Annotated in this window: 17 protein-coding genes; 16 read left to right on the forward strand and 1 reads right to left on the reverse strand. The window is 59.8% G+C overall.

What is annotated here, in order from left to right; translation table 11 throughout:
• Positions 1 to 188 precede the first annotated feature (188 nt).
• The 12 genes from ABRP87_RS02845 (at position 189) to ABRP87_RS02900 (ending at position 12,856) form a co-directional block, all read left to right on the forward strand.
• Positions 189 to 488: a hypothetical protein gene (locus ABRP87_RS02845; protein WP_349867615.1), complete on the forward strand. Its 300-nt coding sequence runs from the start codon at positions 189 to 191 to the stop codon at positions 486 to 488.
• Positions 489 to 646: 158 nt separating this feature from the next.
• Positions 647 to 2,971 carry a Tex family protein gene (locus ABRP87_RS02850; protein WP_349867617.1) on the forward strand — a complete coding sequence of 775 codons (2,325 nt, stop codon included), beginning with the start codon at positions 647 to 649 and terminating at the stop codon, positions 2,969 to 2,971.
• Between the two features lie 256 nt (positions 2,972 to 3,227).
• Complete coding sequence (locus ABRP87_RS02855) at positions 3,228 to 5,435, forward strand: YhgE/Pip family protein (RefSeq protein ID WP_349867619.1); 2,208 nt, start codon at positions 3,228 to 3,230, stop codon at positions 5,433 to 5,435.
• Between the two features lie 174 nt (positions 5,436 to 5,609).
• Entirely contained in the window at positions 5,610 to 5,954 is a 345-nt protein-coding gene (rplS, locus tag ABRP87_RS02860; protein WP_005278655.1) for a 50S ribosomal protein L19, read from the forward strand.
• Positions 5,955 to 6,199: 245 nt separating this feature from the next.
• The gene (gene lepB, locus ABRP87_RS02865; RefSeq protein WP_239269541.1) at positions 6,200 to 6,895 is read left to right on the forward strand and encodes a signal peptidase I; all 696 of its coding nucleotides are present in this window, start codon (positions 6,200 to 6,202) and stop codon (positions 6,893 to 6,895) included.
• Positions 6,873 to 7,610 (forward strand): signal peptidase I, encoded by a 738-nt coding sequence (lepB, locus tag ABRP87_RS02870; protein ID WP_349867621.1) that lies wholly within the window; start codon positions 6,873 to 6,875, stop codon positions 7,608 to 7,610. Before lepB (ABRP87_RS02865) ends, lepB (ABRP87_RS02870) begins: the two co-directional genes overlap by 23 nt.
• A complete protein-coding gene (locus tag ABRP87_RS02875; protein ID WP_349867731.1) occupies positions 7,588 to 8,238 on the forward strand; it encodes a ribonuclease HII in 651 nt (216 codons plus the stop codon). The genes lepB (ABRP87_RS02870) and ABRP87_RS02875 overlap by 23 nt, the downstream gene beginning before the upstream one ends.
• 61 nt (positions 8,239 to 8,299) lie before the next feature.
• Entirely contained in the window at positions 8,300 to 8,605 is a 306-nt protein-coding gene (locus tag ABRP87_RS02880) for a DUF2469 domain-containing protein (RefSeq protein WP_005278666.1), read from the forward strand.
• A 182-nt stretch (positions 8,606 to 8,787) separates the two neighbouring features.
• The gene (locus tag ABRP87_RS02885; RefSeq protein ID WP_349867623.1) at positions 8,788 to 9,186 is read left to right on the forward strand and encodes a YraN family protein; all 399 of its coding nucleotides are present in this window, start codon (positions 8,788 to 8,790) and stop codon (positions 9,184 to 9,186) included.
• Entirely contained in the window at positions 9,173 to 10,738 is a 1,566-nt protein-coding gene (locus tag ABRP87_RS02890; RefSeq protein WP_349867733.1) for a YifB family Mg chelatase-like AAA ATPase, read from the forward strand. Before ABRP87_RS02885 ends, ABRP87_RS02890 begins: the two co-directional genes overlap by 14 nt.
• Complete coding sequence (gene dprA / locus ABRP87_RS02895; RefSeq protein ID WP_349867625.1) at positions 10,735 to 11,916, forward strand: DNA-processing protein DprA; 1,182 nt, start codon at positions 10,735 to 10,737, stop codon at positions 11,914 to 11,916. Before ABRP87_RS02890 ends, dprA begins: the two co-directional genes overlap by 4 nt.
• 22 nt (positions 11,917 to 11,938) lie before the next feature.
• The gene (locus ABRP87_RS02900) at positions 11,939 to 12,856 is read left to right on the forward strand and encodes a tyrosine recombinase XerC (RefSeq protein WP_349867627.1); all 918 of its coding nucleotides are present in this window, start codon (positions 11,939 to 11,941) and stop codon (positions 12,854 to 12,856) included.
• 7 nt (positions 12,857 to 12,863) lie between these two features.
• Here ABRP87_RS02900 and ABRP87_RS02905 read toward each other — a convergent pair whose 3' ends face one another.
• On the reverse strand, positions 12,864 to 13,385 hold the full coding sequence (locus ABRP87_RS02905) for a M23 family metallopeptidase (protein WP_349867629.1): 522 nt from the start codon (positions 13,383 to 13,385) through the stop codon (positions 12,864 to 12,866).
• 391 nt (positions 13,386 to 13,776) lie between these two features.
• Here ABRP87_RS02905 and rpsB point away from each other — a divergent pair, with 391 nt between their 5' ends.
• The 4 genes from rpsB (at position 13,777) to frr (ending at position 17,273) form a co-directional block, all read left to right on the forward strand.
• A complete protein-coding gene (gene rpsB / locus ABRP87_RS02910) occupies positions 13,777 to 14,610 on the forward strand; it encodes a 30S ribosomal protein S2 (protein WP_005278684.1) in 834 nt (277 codons plus the stop codon).
• A 305-nt stretch (positions 14,611 to 14,915) separates the two neighbouring features.
• Positions 14,916 to 15,728: a translation elongation factor Ts gene (tsf, locus tag ABRP87_RS02915; RefSeq protein ID WP_349867631.1), complete on the forward strand. Its 813-nt coding sequence runs from the start codon at positions 14,916 to 14,918 to the stop codon at positions 15,726 to 15,728.
• A 230-nt stretch (positions 15,729 to 15,958) separates the two neighbouring features.
• Entirely contained in the window at positions 15,959 to 16,645 is a 687-nt protein-coding gene (gene pyrH, locus ABRP87_RS02920; protein ID WP_284769800.1) for a UMP kinase, read from the forward strand.
• A 70-nt stretch (positions 16,646 to 16,715) separates the two neighbouring features.
• Entirely contained in the window at positions 16,716 to 17,273 is a 558-nt protein-coding gene (gene frr / locus ABRP87_RS02925; protein ID WP_005278690.1) for a ribosome recycling factor, read from the forward strand.
• Positions 17,274 to 17,318: the final 45 nt, after the last annotated feature.

Raw genomic sequence — 17,318 nt, forward strand, 5'->3', positions numbered from 1 at the left:
TAAACCCCTACCCCCACCAACACAAAATGTCGTTTAACTCGACACGCCGAAAAACAACACGTTTTGTCGTTTAACCCGGAAATGGCAATAAGTCCAGCGCCACCGCGCAGGAAAGCCAATTCCAGGAGAAGGTTGACTCCACCAAGGTCGATGCCAAGGACGACGGGAAGTCTGGCAGTGAAGCTACCGTGACCAAGACCGAACAGGCCCCCGCGCCCGCCCCGGCACAGGCGGCTGCAAGCAGCGGCAATGGGCACTCGTGGGGCGATTACACGAGCTATTATGCTGCCTCGAGCAAAACGTCAGATCCGTTTGCCAAAAACGTCTATGACACCTTCATGAATAACTGGATGTCCGGTGGCGGAACGGATGCCACCTTGAGCGTCTATTCACCGACTACCGGCGGTACCTATACGATGTACTGCTCGGGTAATTCCTCGCGGGTGAGCTGCTCCGGCGGCGATAGGGCCAAGGTAGTCATCCACTAAAACCGAGCACGTCCGTTCCTCTTCTTCCTGCTTTTAGCGTGCGGGAGGGAGAGGATTTTTGTGTGCCCCGCTGCGGCAGACCGGGGCGGTGGACAAGGCATGCGGTAGATTGGGTGGGTCCCGTACCAAGCTTTGAAATAGAAGTGTGAGGAATCTACGTGAATATTGCGGCCACCATCGCGGCGGAGATCGGCGCTCAAGAAACCCAGGTTTCGACGGCGCTGAAGCTCCTTGCGGAGGGAAATACCGTGCCTTTCATTGCGCGCTATCGCAAGGAGGTCACGGGTGGTTTGGATGACGCGCAGCTGCGCACCATCGAAGAGCGGGCCACCTACCTGCGCGAGCTAGAAGAGCGCAAAGAGACGGTCCTTGCCGCCATTGATGAGCAGGGCAAGCTTAGCGATGACCTGCGCGGCCAGATCCTTGCCTGCGATACCAAGGCGCGGCTTGAGGATTTGTACCTGCCGTATAAAAAGCGGCGCAAGACAAAGGCGGATATCGCGCGCGAAGCCGGCTTGGAAGAGCTGACCGACACATTGATCGCGCAGCCGCAGGCCCAGCCGGAGGAACTGGCGCAGGGCTATCTCACGGAAGGTTTCGCCGATACCAAGAAGGCGCTCGAGGGGGCGCGCTCCATTCTCATCGATCGCTTCGCGCTCGATGCGGACTTGGTGGGTGGCGTGCGCGAGCGCATGTTTGACCAGGGCACCATGCAAGCACAGGTGGTAGAGGGAAAGGAAGCCGAGGGGGCGAAGTTCAAGGATTACTTCGACTTCAACGAGCCTTTTTCTTCGCTTCCTTCCCACCGCATTCTGGCGCTCCTGCGCGGGGAGAACGAGGGAGTGCTGCAGCTGCACCTGGACGCCGGTGACGACGCCGACTACGAGGACCTCATCGCGGATCGCTTCGATCTGGATCGCAGCTCCGCGTGGCTGGATAATGCCGTGCACTGGGGATGGCGCACCAAGCTGTATGTCTCCTCGAGCCTGGATGTGCGCATGCGCTTGAAGGAAGTAGCAGAAGAAGGCGCGCTCAAGGTCTTTGCCACCAACCTGCGCGATGTGCTGCTTGCCGCCCCCGCGGGCCAGCGCGCGACCATCGGCCTCGATCCGGGCTACCGCAACGGCACCAAGTGCGCCGTGGTGGATAAAACGGGCAAGGTGCTCGATACGACCATCGTTTATCCCCACCAGCCGCAAAACCAGTGGTCGCAGGCGGTGCAGACCCTGTCCACGCTGTGCGCGCAGCACTCGGTTGACCTCATGGCCATCGGCAATGGCACTGCCTCCAGGGAAACGGAAAAACTCGCACACGAGATTGCTGACCTGCTCAAGCAGGCTGGGGGACAGCGGCCGACGCCTGTCGTGGTCTCCGAATCAGGTGCATCGGTCTACTCCGCATCGCAGCTGGCGGCGGAGGAATTTCCCGATATGGATGTCTCGCTGCGCGGGGCGGTCTCCATCGCTCGGCGCCTGCAGGATCCGCTGGCAGAGCTGGTGAAAATCGATCCGAAGGCCATCGGCGTGGGCCAGTATCAGCACGATGTGAACCAAACGTCGCTGGCGCGCACGCTGGACGGCGTGGTGGAAAGCGCCGTCAACGGCGTTGGCGTTGACCTCAATACGGCCTCGGCGCCGCTCTTGGAGCGCGTGGCGGGCGTAAACCCCACCATCGCCGCTAATATCGTGGCCTACCGCAATGACAATGGATCTTTTGCCACCCGCAAGGAGCTGAAGAAGGTGCCGCGCCTGGGGCCGAAGGCCTTTGAACAGTCCGCCGGCTTCCTGCGCATTAATGGGGGAGCGGATCCGCTCGATGCGTCCGCGGTTCACCCCGAGGCCTATCCCATCGTGACGCGGATAGCGGAGCAGACGGGGCTGGGCATCGGCGAGCTCATTGGCAATACCCGGGTGTTGGACAAGTTGGATCCCGCCGATTTTGCCGACGAGACCTTCGGCATCCCAACCGTGAGCGATATCATCGCTGAGCTGGATAAACCCGGCCGCGATCCGCGCCCTGAGTTTAAGACCGCCACCTTTAAAGAAGGCGTGCATAAGGTCTCTGACCTCACCCCAGGCATGGTGCTGGAGGGCACGGTCACCAACGTGGCGGCTTTCGGCGCGTTTGTGGATGTAGGCGTGCACCAAGACGGCCTCGTCCATGTCTCTGCCATGAGCCATCAGTTTGTTTCTGATCCCCATGAGGTCGTGCGCTCCGGCCAGGTGGTCAAAGTCAAGGTGATGGAGGTCGACGTCGATCGCCAGCGCATCGGCCTATCGCTGCGGCTGGATGATGAGCCGGGACAGCCCGCGCCGAAGCGCCGCGGCAGCGACTCGCAGCGCGGATCCGGCAAGCGCGGCGGTCAAGAGCCTTCGCGCGCAGCGGGGAAGAAGAGCGGACGCAACTCCGATCGCGGTGGCTCCCGCGGGCGCCCGGCAGCCAAGGGGACCATGGCGGATGCCCTGAAGAAGGCCGGCTTCTAGCTGCCGAAATCGGCCCCCATCAGCCGCGCGGTGGAGGGCCGCTGCCTACTGCGGTGGTGGGGTGCATTCGTCCCGCCAACCGCGCACGCACAGAAGAATTTTCCCGCGACATCGCAGTCGATGCGGCCTCTCGCGTTCAATAATGGTAAGTTTGACAAAACTAAGTAAATGACGTCCTGCTTCTCCCCGCTTTAGCGAGGCACTCCTGAGTGGATGAGACAACGGGGCGTCGAACTACTGCCATAAGGAGACAACTATGAGTCGTGCGGCCGATAGCGGTCACGGTGCCGAGGACACCGCAGCGATGCCTTCGATAAGCGGCGAGGAGAACAAGGGCCGGGGAGTGCTGGGCTGGCACCGCCTTCTGGATTGGCGCCCGCGCAGCGCTTTGTCGCGGGTGCTTATCGTATTCTTCCTCGTTGCGCCCATCATCGTGGCCGGAACCATGATGTGGGCCATGTGGGATCCGTCCAAGTACATGCGCAATATTGACCTCGCCGTGGTCAATGAAGACGCGGGCGTGGACAAGCAGGGCAAGCACACCAACTATGGCGACCAAGTGGTCGAGGGCCTGCTAGAGACCGATTACCTCAAATTCTCTGAGGTCAACAAGGACGAAGGCGAAGAGGGTCTGGTCAAGGGCGAGTACTTGATGGTCGTGACGATCCCGAAGAACTTTTCCGAACAGGCCGTCACGATCATCAGCGAAAAGCCCGAAAAGCCTGAGATCAACTTCGCTACCAATGACTACTACGGCACGAATGGCTCCGTGATTTCCTCCAGCCTCATTCCGCAGGTGCAAACCAGCGTGGAAAACGCCATTTCCAAAAAGTACGCCGACCAGGTTATTGAAGGGCTTACAAAGTTGAGCGACGGCCTGGGTAATGCCGCGGACGGTGCGGGGCGCCTCGATGAGGGCGTCGGCAAGCTGCAAGAGGGCGGCGGGCGCGCGGTTGAGGGCATCAACAAGCTCGACAACGGTGCCGGCACGCTCAATAACGGCACGGCCGAGCTCCTCAACGGAACGACGCGGTTAAATGACGGCGTCGGGCGGTTGAATGACGGTGCGGGTCGGCTGAGCGATGGCGCCGCGCGCCTCGATGACGGCGCCTCTCAGCTTGCCGATGGCTCCGACAAGCTCCTTGCCGGTACCGGCCGCCTCGCCGATGGTGCAGGCCAGATCGATGCCGGGGTCAATCAGCTCACGGGTATGCTCATCCCCGTCCTGAAACAAGCCCAAGCCGTGGTGCCCGGTCTTAACCAGCTGGTAGACGTGCTGCGCGGGCTTGGCATGACCCAACAAGCAGACCAGCTTTATTCCCTCGTATCCAAGCTCGATCCCGCATCCAGTGGAAATATGGTGGGGCAGCTGGAGAAGCTTTCTGCAGGTACCGGCCAGCTGCACTACAACCTGTCCGATCCGCAATCGGAGTATCTCGGCGGACTTACTACGCTAAATGGCGGAGCACACCGCTTGTCCGATGGTATTAAGGAACTGCGCGGCGGAGTTGGCAAGCTCAGCGACGGTACCTCGCAGCTGCAGGACGGTGCGACCCGCCTGCAGGATGGTGCCTCTCGCCTCCACGATGGCACGGGAGCGCTCAAGGAGGGCACCGGCCGCCTGGCTGAAGGCGGAGCCGAGCTCAAGGGCGGCTTGGACCGCCTCAAGGAAGGCTCCGGCGAGCTATCCACGAAGCTTGCCGAAGGCGCCGCCAAGGCACCTACCATTTCCCGCCCAGAGGATTCCGCGCAAAATATAGCGGTTCCCATTAACTTCACCGCATCCAATGTCCACCCCGTGCAGACGGTGGTCAACCCAGCAGACCCGACCGAAAAGAATATTACCGGCGGCGCCTCCATGCTCTTCGTGCTTGTATTCGGCTTCCTCGTCATGCTGCTCTTGGCGATGACACTGCCGTACTACATGGCGCGCCGGGGAGCCCGCGTCACCAGCCCGGCCCGCAGCGTATTCGGCGCCTTTGCCGCGCTGACCGGCCTGAACTTCCTCATACTGGCGTTTATGGCCCTGATGTCTTCCACCCTGGGGTGGCAGCCGGCAAGCTGGTCCATGATCGCGCTCGTGCTCGCCGCGATTTCCGCCGTGGGTGCGGCGACCTACCAGTTCTTCCTGATTACCTTCGGGCGCAAGATCGGTTCGATCTTTGCAGCCGGCGCGTTCGCCCTGGGCGTGATGGTCTTTGGCGGGGTCTGGCCGGTCCTGGCGATTCCGCGCGCGCTCAGCCTGCTGCACCCTTTCCACCCGGTGTCCTACGCCAAGGACGCGTTCACCCGCGCTACCGACGGCATTCATGATGGCACCTTCTGGAGCAGTATCATTATCCTCTTTAGCATCACGGTGGGTGCCGTGGTGGCGTCGTACTTGGTCTTCCGGGCGCGATACCTGGGCACGGCAAAGATCCTCGATGAGCACCACTCCATCCTCCGCTCACCCATGCCTGCCTAAGGCGTGCTGAGTGTCCGGCTCGCCCCAGGTAGGGTAGTAAATCCGCGAAGTTGAGGAATTTGGAATTGGCCGGTTCCTATGGAAAGATAATCCATCGTTCTATGTAACGGGCACGAACCGGTCAGGCCTCCGGCCGCCAGGGTCCTCTGTCCCAAACTGAAAAGGAATATTGGTATGACCAACATTATCGACAAGGTCGATGCAGCGCAGCTGCGCGACGACATCCCGTCCTTCCGCCCCGGCGATACCCTCGACGTCAACGTCAAGGTTATTGAGGGTAACAACGAGCGTGCACAGCTCTTCAAGGGCATCTGCATCCGTCGCCAGGGCTCCGGTATCCGCGAGACCTTCACCGTGCGTAAGGTTTCCTTCGGTATCGGCGTAGAGCGTACCTTCCCGGTTCACTCCCCGAACCTCGAGTCCATCAAGGTCTCCCGCCGCGGCCGCGTTCGCCGTGCGAAGCTGTACTACCTGCGCGATCTGCGCGGCAAGAAGGCTCGCATCAAGGAGCGTCGCTAGTTCTAGCGCCCGCCCTGGGCAGCGCCTATCTCCCTTCCTTTCCTGCATGCACAATGCCGAAAAGGAAGGGAGATTTTTATTGTGCACTCCCCGAATCATTTCGATTTCCTGTGAATCGCCCCGCACTCACGAGAGCCAATCCGGATTGCGGGCACGCAGTTGCTAGGATCTGACGGGTGAATAACGAAAGCATCTCGCAGGGCAAAGAAGCGGCCGCGGAGGAAGCAACCACGGAGAAAAAACAAATGCCGTGGTGGCTGGAGACTCTCGTGGTCGTCGTCTCCGTGTTGGTGGTCGTGGGGCTATTCCAAAACTTCATCGGCCGCCAATACGTGATTCCCTCAGGATCCATGGAGCCGACGCTGCATGGCTGTGAGGGATGCACGAATGACCGCATCTTTACAGAAAAGGTCTCTTATTACGGCGATAAGGGTCCAGAGCCAGGCGATGTCGTGGTCTTTAAGGGCACCGACGACTGGAACGGGAGTTACGTCTCCCCGCGCTCATCCAATGCTGTCATTCACGGCATTCAGGATGCGCTGAGCTTTATCTCCTTGGCGCCACCAGATGAAAATACCCTGGTCAAGCGCGTTATCGCCACCGGTGGGCAGACGGTTTCCTGCCAAGAGGGCGATCCCGCCGTCATGGTGGATGGCAAGCCCATCAAGCAGGACTACGTGCAGGATCCGCCGACCTATCCGGTGGATGAATCGACCGGATCGGAAGCCTGCGGTGGCCCGTATTTCGGCCCAGTGAAGGTGCCTGAGGATAATATCTGGGTTATGGGGGATAACCGCACCGCATCTGCTGACTCGCGCTACCACATGGGCGATAACTTCCACGGCACGATCCCCGTAGATAACGTGCGCGGAAAGGTGCAGTTCGTATTCTGGCCGTTCAACCGCATTGGTGGGGTCGATGACCCAGACATCCAAAGCTAAACCACAGCAACAGCGCCTGCGCACGCGCGATTTCCTTGCGCCGGTCATAGGCGGCTTCGTGCTCCTAGTCTTATTGCAGGCTTTCGTGGGCAGGATGTATGTCATTCCCTCCGCGTCGATGGAACCCACGCTGCATGGCTGCACGGGCTGCGATAATGACCGCATCGCGGTGCAGAAGATGAGCTATTACTTCCACGACCCAGATCCGGGCGATGTCGTAGTATTTGAAGGCCCTGAGTCTTGGAATACGGAATTTGAGGTGCAGCGCTCCGATAACGTGCTGGTGCGCGGTGCCCAAAACGCCTTGGCGTCAGTGGGGCTTTTGCCCAATGGGGAAAATATCCTGGTCAAGCGCGTTATCGCCACCGAGGGTCAGACGGTCAAGTGCGAGGAGGGCGATTCCGCGGTGATGGTGGATGGTGCACCGATAGACCAGAGCTTCACGTTGGATCCTCCCGAGATCCCGGTCGATCCCGGCTCCGGCTCGCAGGCATGTGGCGGCGAGTACTTTGGCCCCGTGACCGTCCCGGAAGGCAATATGTGGGTCATGGGGGATAACCGCACCAATTCCCTGGATTCTCGCGCGCACATAGGCGATCACCTGCAAGGCACCGTGCCGGTAGACAATGTGCGCGGCAAGGTAGAAGCCGTGGTCCTACCCGTATCGCGCTTCGGCGGCATCGACGATCCGGATATCCAGGATGCGGCAGCTTAAGCAGCAGCGCACCTTTGAGGTAGCGCTGGCCCGGGCGGGGCTCGGCCCCGTCGCTGGGGTGGATGAAGCCGGCCGCGGCGCGTGCTGCGGCCCCATCACCATCGCCGCCTGCATCCTGCCCGAGCGCATCGTGGGCGAATTGGATACCTTAACCGATTCCAAAAAGCTCACGCCCCGCCAGCGCGAAAAGCTCTTTCCCATCATCAAAGACAAGGCTGTGGACTGGTCTGTGGTGCATATTGGTGCGGGGGACATCGACAAGCGCGGCATCCAGCACGCCAATACCTCAGGCATGCGCCGGGTGATAGCGCGCTTGGAACAGCGCCCGGGCTATGTGCTTTCCGATGCCCTCTTTATCCCCGGCCTCACCCAACCTCACCTGCCCATCATCGGCGGGGATGCGGCGGCGCGATGCATCGCGGCGGCAAGCGTGTTGGCCAAGGTCAGCCGGGACCACCTCATGCGGGATCTGGATAAGCGCTTTCCGGGCTATGGATTGGTTGGGCATAAGGGCTATGGCACTAAGGCGCACGAGGCCGCGATTGCCGCTTTGGGGGCGAGCCCGGAACACCGCATGAGCTACAGCAATGTGCAGCGCGCCCATGCCCAATTCACTGCGCGTGCCTAGCGAAATTTGTGGTTTCTGCGCGCTAAGCTAGGGCGAGCTATCCCATCTTTTGGAGGTCCAAGTGAGTGCAGAGGAACTCGAAAACTACGAGGCAGAGGTAGAGCTGTCCCTTTACCGCGAATATCGCGATGTCGTCAGCCAGTTTTCTTATGTCGTAGAAACCGAGCGCCGTTTCTACCTGGCCAATGCCGTAGAACTGATTCCCCATACCGCCGGGCCCGATGTGTACTACGAGGTGCGCATGTCCGATGCCTGGGTATGGGATATGTATCGTTCCGCGCGCTTTGTGCGCTACGTCCGCGTCATTACCTACAAGGACGTCAATATCGAGGAACTGGATAAGCCGGATTTCATCATGCCGGACTAGGGCTTAGCGCTCCTGTCAACTCGGCGCCCGCTCCATCCCGCCGCAGCTGTGGATAACTATTCGTGAAGCCAGAGTTATTCACATCTGCGGCGGTTTTCTGGTTTTCGGGCTTGTAGCCTGCCCGCATCCTGCGGTGTTCTGTGCGTGCAGTACAAACAGCACGAAAGAAGAGGACACCGCACATGCAATTTGCATCCGATAAACACTTGGCCACGAAACGCCCTCGGCATAGACAACAGCTAGGCAAGCGTGGCGAATCATTTGCCGCGCGCTACCTCCGCCAGCGCGGATCCGAGATCATCGCCGCCAACGTTAGCTACCGTGTGGGAGAAATCGATCTGATCGCCCGCGAGCCAGATGGAACCATCGTCTTTGTCGAGGTGAAAACCCGCTCTACAGCGAGCTTTGGCATAGCCGAGGCCGTAACCCCACACAAGCTTTCGCGCATGCGCAGGGCCGCTGTCCAATGGTTAGATGGCAAGCCGCTTTCCACGGTGCGCTTTGATGTCATAGCTCTCGTGGTCAAAGGCGAGGGTTTTGAGCTAGAGCACTTTACGGGGGTCGATGATGGCTCTCGGTAAATGTTTAGCAGTCTCCCTACACGGCGTGCTGGCCCGCGTTATCACCGTAGAAGCGAATGTGGGGCACGGGCTTCCCGGAATCCATGTGGTGGGACATGCGGATACTGCGATATCTGAATCCCGCGACCGCATCAAGACCGCAGCCGCGAATTCCCGCTTGCCATGGCCGAAAACCAAGGTCATCGTGTCCATGTCTCCAGCCTCTCTACCAAAATCGGGCTCCCACTTTGACCTGCCCATGGCCCTTGCGATTCTCGCCGCCCACATAGAACAACACGGCGCTGATTACGCGCGCTTCGTGCAGGCGCCCAGCCGGGTTCTCGAAGAAACCTTGGTGCTCGGGGAACTGGGCCTGGACGGCACGGTTAGAGCGGTACCCGGCATTATCCCAGCGCTTCTTGCCGCCCGCGAGGAGGGAATTACGACGCTGGTCATTCCGCCAGGAAATGCCGCCGAGGCCACCCTCGTGCCCGATATGAATGTGCTGGTTGCAGCTACGCTTTTTGATGCCTTTGCCTGGGCGCTAGGAGAGCGTGACCTGCCTCGCGCCGCCGAGTGCTGCTCCGACCAACCCGCACCGGCGCCCGCGCAGGAGCGCCTCGACTATTGCGATATAGCCGGCCAACACCATGCCAAATGGGCGGCAGAAGTCGCCGCCGCCGGTGGGCACCACCTGTTGATGATCGGCCCACCAGGCTCGGGAAAATCCATGATCGCCTCGCGCTTGCCCAGCATTCTTCCGGCGCTAAGCCCGGACCAGATGGTAGAAACCACCGCGGTCCACTCGCTCACGGGGACCCCCGGTGAAGTGGTCTCCCACGCGCCCTTCATCGCCCCGCACTCTTCGGTTACCCGTGCGGCGCTCCTTGGTGGTGGAAGCGGCCATCCTCGCCCAGGCGCGGTGAGCCTGGCCCATAAAGGGGTGCTCTTCCTCGATGAAGTCAGCGAGGTAAGCGCCCCGGTCCTCGACGGAATGCGCGCGCCTTTGGAAGAAGGCCATGTCCGCCTGGCACGCGCGCAGCAGGAGATTGACTACCCGGCGCGATTCCAACTGATTATGGCCGCCAACCCCTGTCGGTGCGCCGCCGAAGATCCCTCTAAATGCACCTGCAATCCGCATGACCGGCTTAATTATCTATCGAATCTGTCGGGGCCGTTGCGCGACCGCTTGGACATGGTGGTCACCCTCTCCGGACAGTCAGCCACCATCAATGCGGAGGGCGAAGAGTCATCTGCCGCCATTGCCGAGCGGGTCGCTGCGGCTCGCGACCGTGCCCGGGCGCGCTGGGCGGCCGACGGCATTCCGGCACGCGTTAACGGTGCCGTGCCCTCGTCCTATTTGCGCCGGCACCGCCCGGCTTCCGAGTCCGCGATGATCATGTTGTCTGCCTACCTTGCCGAGGGCGAGATTTCACAGCGCGGCATCGACCGCGTCCTGCGCGTGTCGTGGACCTTGGCGGATTTGCACGGCAGCTCCACACCCGATCTCGCGGAAGTGGGCCAAGCCCTCGATCTGCGTTCGAGCCAGACGGTGGGGAGGCTTTCGGCATGAGCGATCTTGATTTATCGACTCCACTTGCCACGTGGGTATATCTCAATCGTGTGGTAGAGGGCCCGTCTGCCTCCTTGCAGGCCTTGCTGGAGCACCATTCGGCAGAAGAGATTGCCCACGGGATTTATCACCGAGCCGATTGGATCGGGCCTCTTTTAGCACGCACGGCCTCGCGGTTTGATTGGGTGCGGCAAAAAGAAGATCTCGCTGCGGCAGAGCGCGTTGGGGCGCGCTTGATTACGGCCGATAGCCCGGAGTGGCCAGCAGTGGCATTTTCTTCTGCCTTTGGCTTCTACCAGAATGGCGCGGACGCGCCGGCCACATTCGATGAGCAAGCGGTGCCGCCGCATAGCTTGTGGGTACGCGGCTCAGCGCTGAAACCCGAGGTAGGGCAGGCCGTTGGAATCGTGGGCACGCGCGCCATTTCGCGCTACGGGTGGCAGGCAACCCAAAGCGTGGTCTCGGGCCTAGTCAACCATGAATGGACTATCGTCTCCGGCGGGGCTTTGGGAGTAGATACCGTGGCGCATGAGACCGCCTTGCACAACGCGGGTCGCACCGTCGCGGTCGCCGCGTGCGGAATCGATAAGAATTATCCGGCCCGCAACGGCGGACTCTTCGATCAGATAGCCGATAATGGCTGCATCGTCTCAGAATTCGCTCCAGAAACTGCACCCAAGCGACATCGCTTCCTCATTCGCAACCGCCTTGTTGCGGCGCTAAGCCAAGGAATCGTGGTCATGGAAGCGGCATATCGCTCGGGCGCGCTTAATACCCTCAACTGGGCAGAAGCCTTGGGGCGCGTTGCCATGGCGGTGCCGGGACCAATTACGACGAGCGGTTCGCTCGGGTGCCACCAGCGCATCCAGGACGGGCGGGCCCAGTTGGTCGCCAGCGCTGATGAAGTCCGCGCCCTGGTGGGTCGCGCCGGGACGGTTGATCCGGAGGCGCAGTATGAAATGAATTTTGCGGCGTCTTTAACGCAGCGATTATCGCGGAATGAGCTGCGGGTCTTTGACGCGACCCCGCCGCCGGGCAGCCCTCCGGCTACTGCTGAAGATATTGCGCGGGACGCGGGGTTCCGCCTGCCCCTCACCGTCCACTTATTGCTTGCCCTAGAGAAAATGTGTGTGATCGTGCGGGAAGGAAATAACTGGGTTCGCTTAGAGATGGGCTGAAAAGCAAGTAAACTCGTGGGGTATGAGTGATCAACAGAAGTCTGCAGAACGTCATGGCCCGGTCGGGCAGATGGATGAGGCAATCGAGGACTTTGCGGACTTCCAACTCCATGTCAAAGGCCGTGCGGAGGCCACGGTGCGTGGCTACCGCGCGGACTTAAAAAACCTGGCCCAAGACATCGATACATTTGCGGACTTTAACCTCAATAACCTGCGCCAGTGGCTAGGAAATGCGGTTGCAGAAGGAAAGGCGCGCGCAACGCTGGCGCGCAGGACTGCCTCAGTTAAAGCCTTTTCTACCTGGGCGGAAAGGGAAGGCTACCTCACCCGCGATGTTGCGGCACGATTGGTAACACCGAAGGTGGGCCAGCATCTCCCGACGGTGATGGCACCGCAGCAGGCGGGCGAACTTGTGGGCAATGCGGTTTCTGTCGATGAAGCGCATTTTCAGCGCGATAGCGCCATTTTGGAGGTGCTCTATGCCACCGGAATGCGCGTGGCGGAATTGGTCCGCCTCGATATAGAAGACGTGGACTTTAAGCGGTCCACCGCACGTGTTACCGGTAAGGGAAATAAGCAAAGGGTCGTGCCCTTCGGCGCTGCCGCAACCGATGCCCTGCAGCAGTGGTTAGACGGCGGGCGCAAAGAAATGGCGCGAGGAGATACCCGCGCCATCTTTGTAGGCAGCAGGGGAGCGCGCATTGACCAGCGCCAGGTGCGGCGCATCGTGGACAAAGCTGCCACGATTACCGGCACAAGCGGCCTAACACCTCACGGGGTGCGCCACCTTGCGGCTACACACCTCTTAGAAGGCGGCGCGGATTTGCGCGTGGTCCAAGAGTTACTGGGTCACTCGTCTTTGAGTACCACACAGATTTATACGCATGTTTCCGCAAAGCGGCTAAAGCAGGTCTATTCCCAGGCCCACCCGCGGGCCTGAGTGATTCTTATAAAGGCTTGAGCCGGATGACCGGCATATCCAGCAGGCTTAAGGGGTCGATGTAGCTGTCTTTGGCAATCCGCGCGCCCCAATGCAGCCCTGGTGTGCCGTCTACTGGGTGGCCGAGTTTGCCTATGGTTTGGCCCTCGTGCACCGCTTGGCCTTGGGTAACGCTCGCGTGCACGGGTTGATACGTGGTGCGAATGCCATCGGCATGGTCAATCGACACGACCGGAGTTCCTGCAACGGTGCCGACAAAAGCCACGGTGCCGGATTCGGCGGCGACGACTGGGCTGCCAATTCTTAGGGCCATATCGACGCCTCGGTGGCCCGCGCTCCACTTATGCTCGGGCTTATCAAACCCGCGCAGCACTCGCACCGGGCGCGGTTTACCCGAGGCGGGATCGACGTATGCGGCAGCGGGCGCCGCGCACAGTAGCACCAGCGCACCAGTGAGGATGGTGGCGAGGGTGGGGATAAGGGGGCATCGGCAAGCGGCGGTGTTTCGTGGTCGTGGCAATGGGTGCATGGGGCACAGTGTGGAGCGCTGCGGTCAATAATGCCCGGCGAAGGGTGGACCGGCTGTGGATAAACTAGCAGCGGTGGGGCGGAAGAAACTCGAGTGACAATCGAGGTGAAACGCCCAGAGAAACTTGTGGAAAAGTGCTCGTTCGGTTTGGAAAATCCAGCTGGCTGGGATTATTGTCTTCTATAGCAGTGTGTCCGCTGGGTGGTAACCATCACGGAGGCATTGACTACGCGCGACGAAGTTGTCGCATCCTGCATCAAGGGTGTGGCGGCCCGGCAGCTGACGTGGTCCTTGGAAACAAGGTGTTAGCAGGGCCTTCGTTGCTAGGGTGCGGAATAAAACACCGCACATTTGGAAAACCGAAAGACAATTAAAAGAAAGCGAGCGAATCATGGCAGTTGTAACCATGCGCGAGCTCCTCGACGCTGGTGTGCACTTTGGCCACCAGACCCGTCGCTGGAACCCGAAGATGCGTCGTTTCATCTTCACCGACCGTAACGGTATTTACATCATCGACCTGCAGCAGACGCTGACCTACATCGATGAGGCATACGAGTTCGTTAAGGAAACCGTCGCTCACGGTGGCACCATCCTTTTCGTTGGCACCAAGAAGCAGGCGCAGGAAGCAGTTGCTGAAGAAGCAACCCGCGTCGGCATGCCCTATGTCAACCACCGTTGGTTGGGCGGCATGCTCACCAACTTCCAGACCGTGTCCAAGCGTCTGAAGCGCATGAAGGAGCTTCAGGCTATGGATGAGCGCGAGGACGGCTACAAGGGCCGTACCAAGAAGGAAGTTCTGATGCTCAACCGCGAGCGCGCCAAGCTTGAGCGCGTTCTGGGCGGCATCTCCGAGATGGCCAAGACCCCATCCGCACTGTGGATTGTTGACACCAACAAGGAGCACATCGCGGTTAAGGAAGCTCACAAGCTGAACATCCCGGTTGTTGCCATCTTGGACACCAACTGCGACCCGGATGACGTTGACTTCCCGATTCCGGGCAACGATGACGCAATCCGTTCCACCAAGCTGCTGTCCGGCATCGTGGCTTCTGCCGTCGAAGAGGGCAAGAAGGCTCGCGAGGAGCGCCAGCTTGCAGCCGCTAAGGAAGCTGCCGGCGATTCCGCAGAGAAGGAACAGCGCGATGCTGAGGCTGCTGCAGCCGCATCCGATCCTGCTTCTGCAGAAAAGGCTGAGGAAGCACCCGCAGACAAGCCTGCACAGTAGGCCTGCCTCTTGTGAGGATTCTTTCTTAACTGCACTTAATTGAATACCCCACGCACATCTTGGTGTGGGGCAGCTAGGGAATAATTCCTGTACAAGGCTGTTTACCTAACCCCTACCACCGTGTGCTACGGCGGTGGGGGTTACTTTTATCTATGCTGGAGGCGGCTAAAACTAGCCTCCGTACAATCGCATTGATGAAGGAAACTGGGGTAGATACCCCCACCCAAAGACGGCGCGAGACCGCTTCTTCGGCTACGCTGTCTCAACGAACACTGATTGATTTTTCAAGGAGGATCGCCCTAACTATGGCGAACTACACTGCTGCAGACGTGAAGGCACTGCGCGAAGCAACTGGCTCCGGCATGCTCGATTGCAAGAAGGCCCTGGAAGAAAACGGCGGCGACTACGACAAGGCCGTTGAATTCCTGCGCATCAAGGGCGCTAAGAATGTGTCCAAGCGCGCTGACCGCGAGGCTACCGAGGGGCTCGTTGCCGTATCCGGCAACACCATGGTTGAAATCAACTGCGAAACCGACTTCGTGGCAAAGAACGAGGGCTTCCAGTCCTTCGCTAACAAGATTGTTGAAGCTGCAGCCGCAGCCAAGGCTAACTCCCCGGAAGAACTCAACAACGTAGAGATCGAAGGCCAGAAGGTCTCCGAGTTCGTTGACCAGGAGTCCGCAAAGACCGGTGAGAAGCTGCAGGCACGTCGTGCAGTCACCGTCGATGGCGACAATGTTGCTGTCTACCTGCACCAGCGCTCCGCTGACCTGCCTCCTGCAGTCGGTGTCTTGGTTTCCTACGAAGGCAACAAGGAAGGCGCACACGCTGCCGCTCTGCAGATTGCAGCTATGAATGCCGAGTACCTGAAGCGCGAAGACGTTCCTGCAGAGATCGTCGAGAAGGAGCGCTCCATCGCTGAGGCCACCACTCGCGAGGAGGGCAAGCCTGAGGCTGCTCTTCCGAAGATCGTCGAAGGCCGCCTGAACGGCTTCTACAAGTCCGTTGTCTTGCTGGAGCAGGCTTCCTTGTCCGATAACAAGAAGACCGTCAAGCAAGTCGCTGAAGAGGCCGGCACCACCATCACCGGCTTCGTCCGCTACGAGGTTGGTGCTTAATTCAAAGCCCGCTTTTTAGCCATTAAAGCCCACGGGAGGAATACCCTCTCGGTGGGCTTTTCTGCTGTCTAGGGACACTGGGGAAGCGGTGGCCGATGGCCTGCGGTGCGGTGTGGGGGAAGCCGCGGCAGTGTGGGTAAGATGGAACAGAAATAAAATCAGCCCGCGCAAAAGGAGACGATGAAGGCGTGACTTCTGCAGACGAAAAGCGAACCGGATACAAACGAGTAATGCTGAAACTCGGCGGCGAAATGTTTGGCGGCGGCAAAGTCGGAATTGACCCGGACGTTGTCGAAAATGTAGCTCGCCAGATCGCTGAAGTGGCTGAGCAGGGGATCGAAATCGCCGTGGTGATCGGCGGCGGCAACTTCTTCCGCGGTGCAGAGCTCTCGCAGCGCGGAATGGACCGCGCCCGCTCTGACTACATGGGAATGCTGGGCACGGTCATGAACTCGTTGGCCCTGCAGGATTTCTTGAAGCAAAAGGGCGTTGATTGCCGCGTGCAAACATCTATCAACATGGCGCAAATCGCCGAGCCGTACCTGCCATTGCGCGCTGACCGCCACCTAGAGAAGGGCCGCGTGGTTATCTTCGGTGCCGGCATGGGCATGCCGTACTTCTCCACGGACACCACTGCCGCGCAGCGCGCACTGGAGATCGGCGCCGATGTTCTCTTCTTGGCCAAGGGCGTCGATGGTGTGTACTCCGATGACCCGCGCACGAACCCCGATGCGGAGCTCTACACCCAAATTACTCCGCGCGAGGTTATTGAAAAGGGCCTCAAAGTTGCCGATGCAACCGCCTTTAGCCTGTGCATGGACAATGACATGCCGATCTTGGTCTTCAACCTCTTGGAAGAGGGAAATATCGCCCGCGCGGCCAGCGGCCAGGTTATCGGCACGCTGGTGCAGTCCTAATTCTAAAACGGCACAGAACCTGCTACCTTTTATACAGCTACCCCTCAACGTTGAAGGATGATTCAGCCTCATGATCGATGACATTCAGCTCGAAGCCGAAGAGCACATGACCGCTTCCGTCGAGCACACCCGCGAGCAGCTGGTGACCATTCGTACCGGACGCGCGAACCCGGCGATGTTCAACGGGCTCATCGCAGAGTACTACGGTGCGCCGACCCCGATTACTCAGATGGCTACCATCTCCGTGCCAGAGCCGCGCATGCTGCTCATTAAGCCATACGAGCAGTCCATGATCCAAGAGATTGAAAACTCCATCCGCAATTCGGATTTGGGCGTTAACCCCACCAACGATGGTCACGTATTGCGTGTGACCGTTCCCCAGCTGACCGAGGAACGCCGTAAAGAAATGGTCAAGCTTGCCAAGAGCAAGGGCGAGGACGGCAAGATTGCAATCCGCAATATCCGCCGCAAGGCCATGGAACAGCTGAAGAAGCTCCAAAAGGATGGCGAAGAGGGCGAGGATGAGGTCCTTGCCGCAGAAAAGGAAATGGAAAAGATTACCGCTGGCTACGTCGAGCAGGTTGACAAGCTAGTGGAAAACAAGGAATCCGAATTGATGGAGGTCTAGGCCTTATCCGCTGCCGCCGCGCCCAATAGGCCGGCGGCGCTTTTC

Source organism: Corynebacterium sp. KPL2830 (assembly GCF_040225635.1).
Taxonomy (GTDB): domain Bacteria; phylum Actinomycetota; class Actinomycetes; order Mycobacteriales; family Mycobacteriaceae; genus Corynebacterium.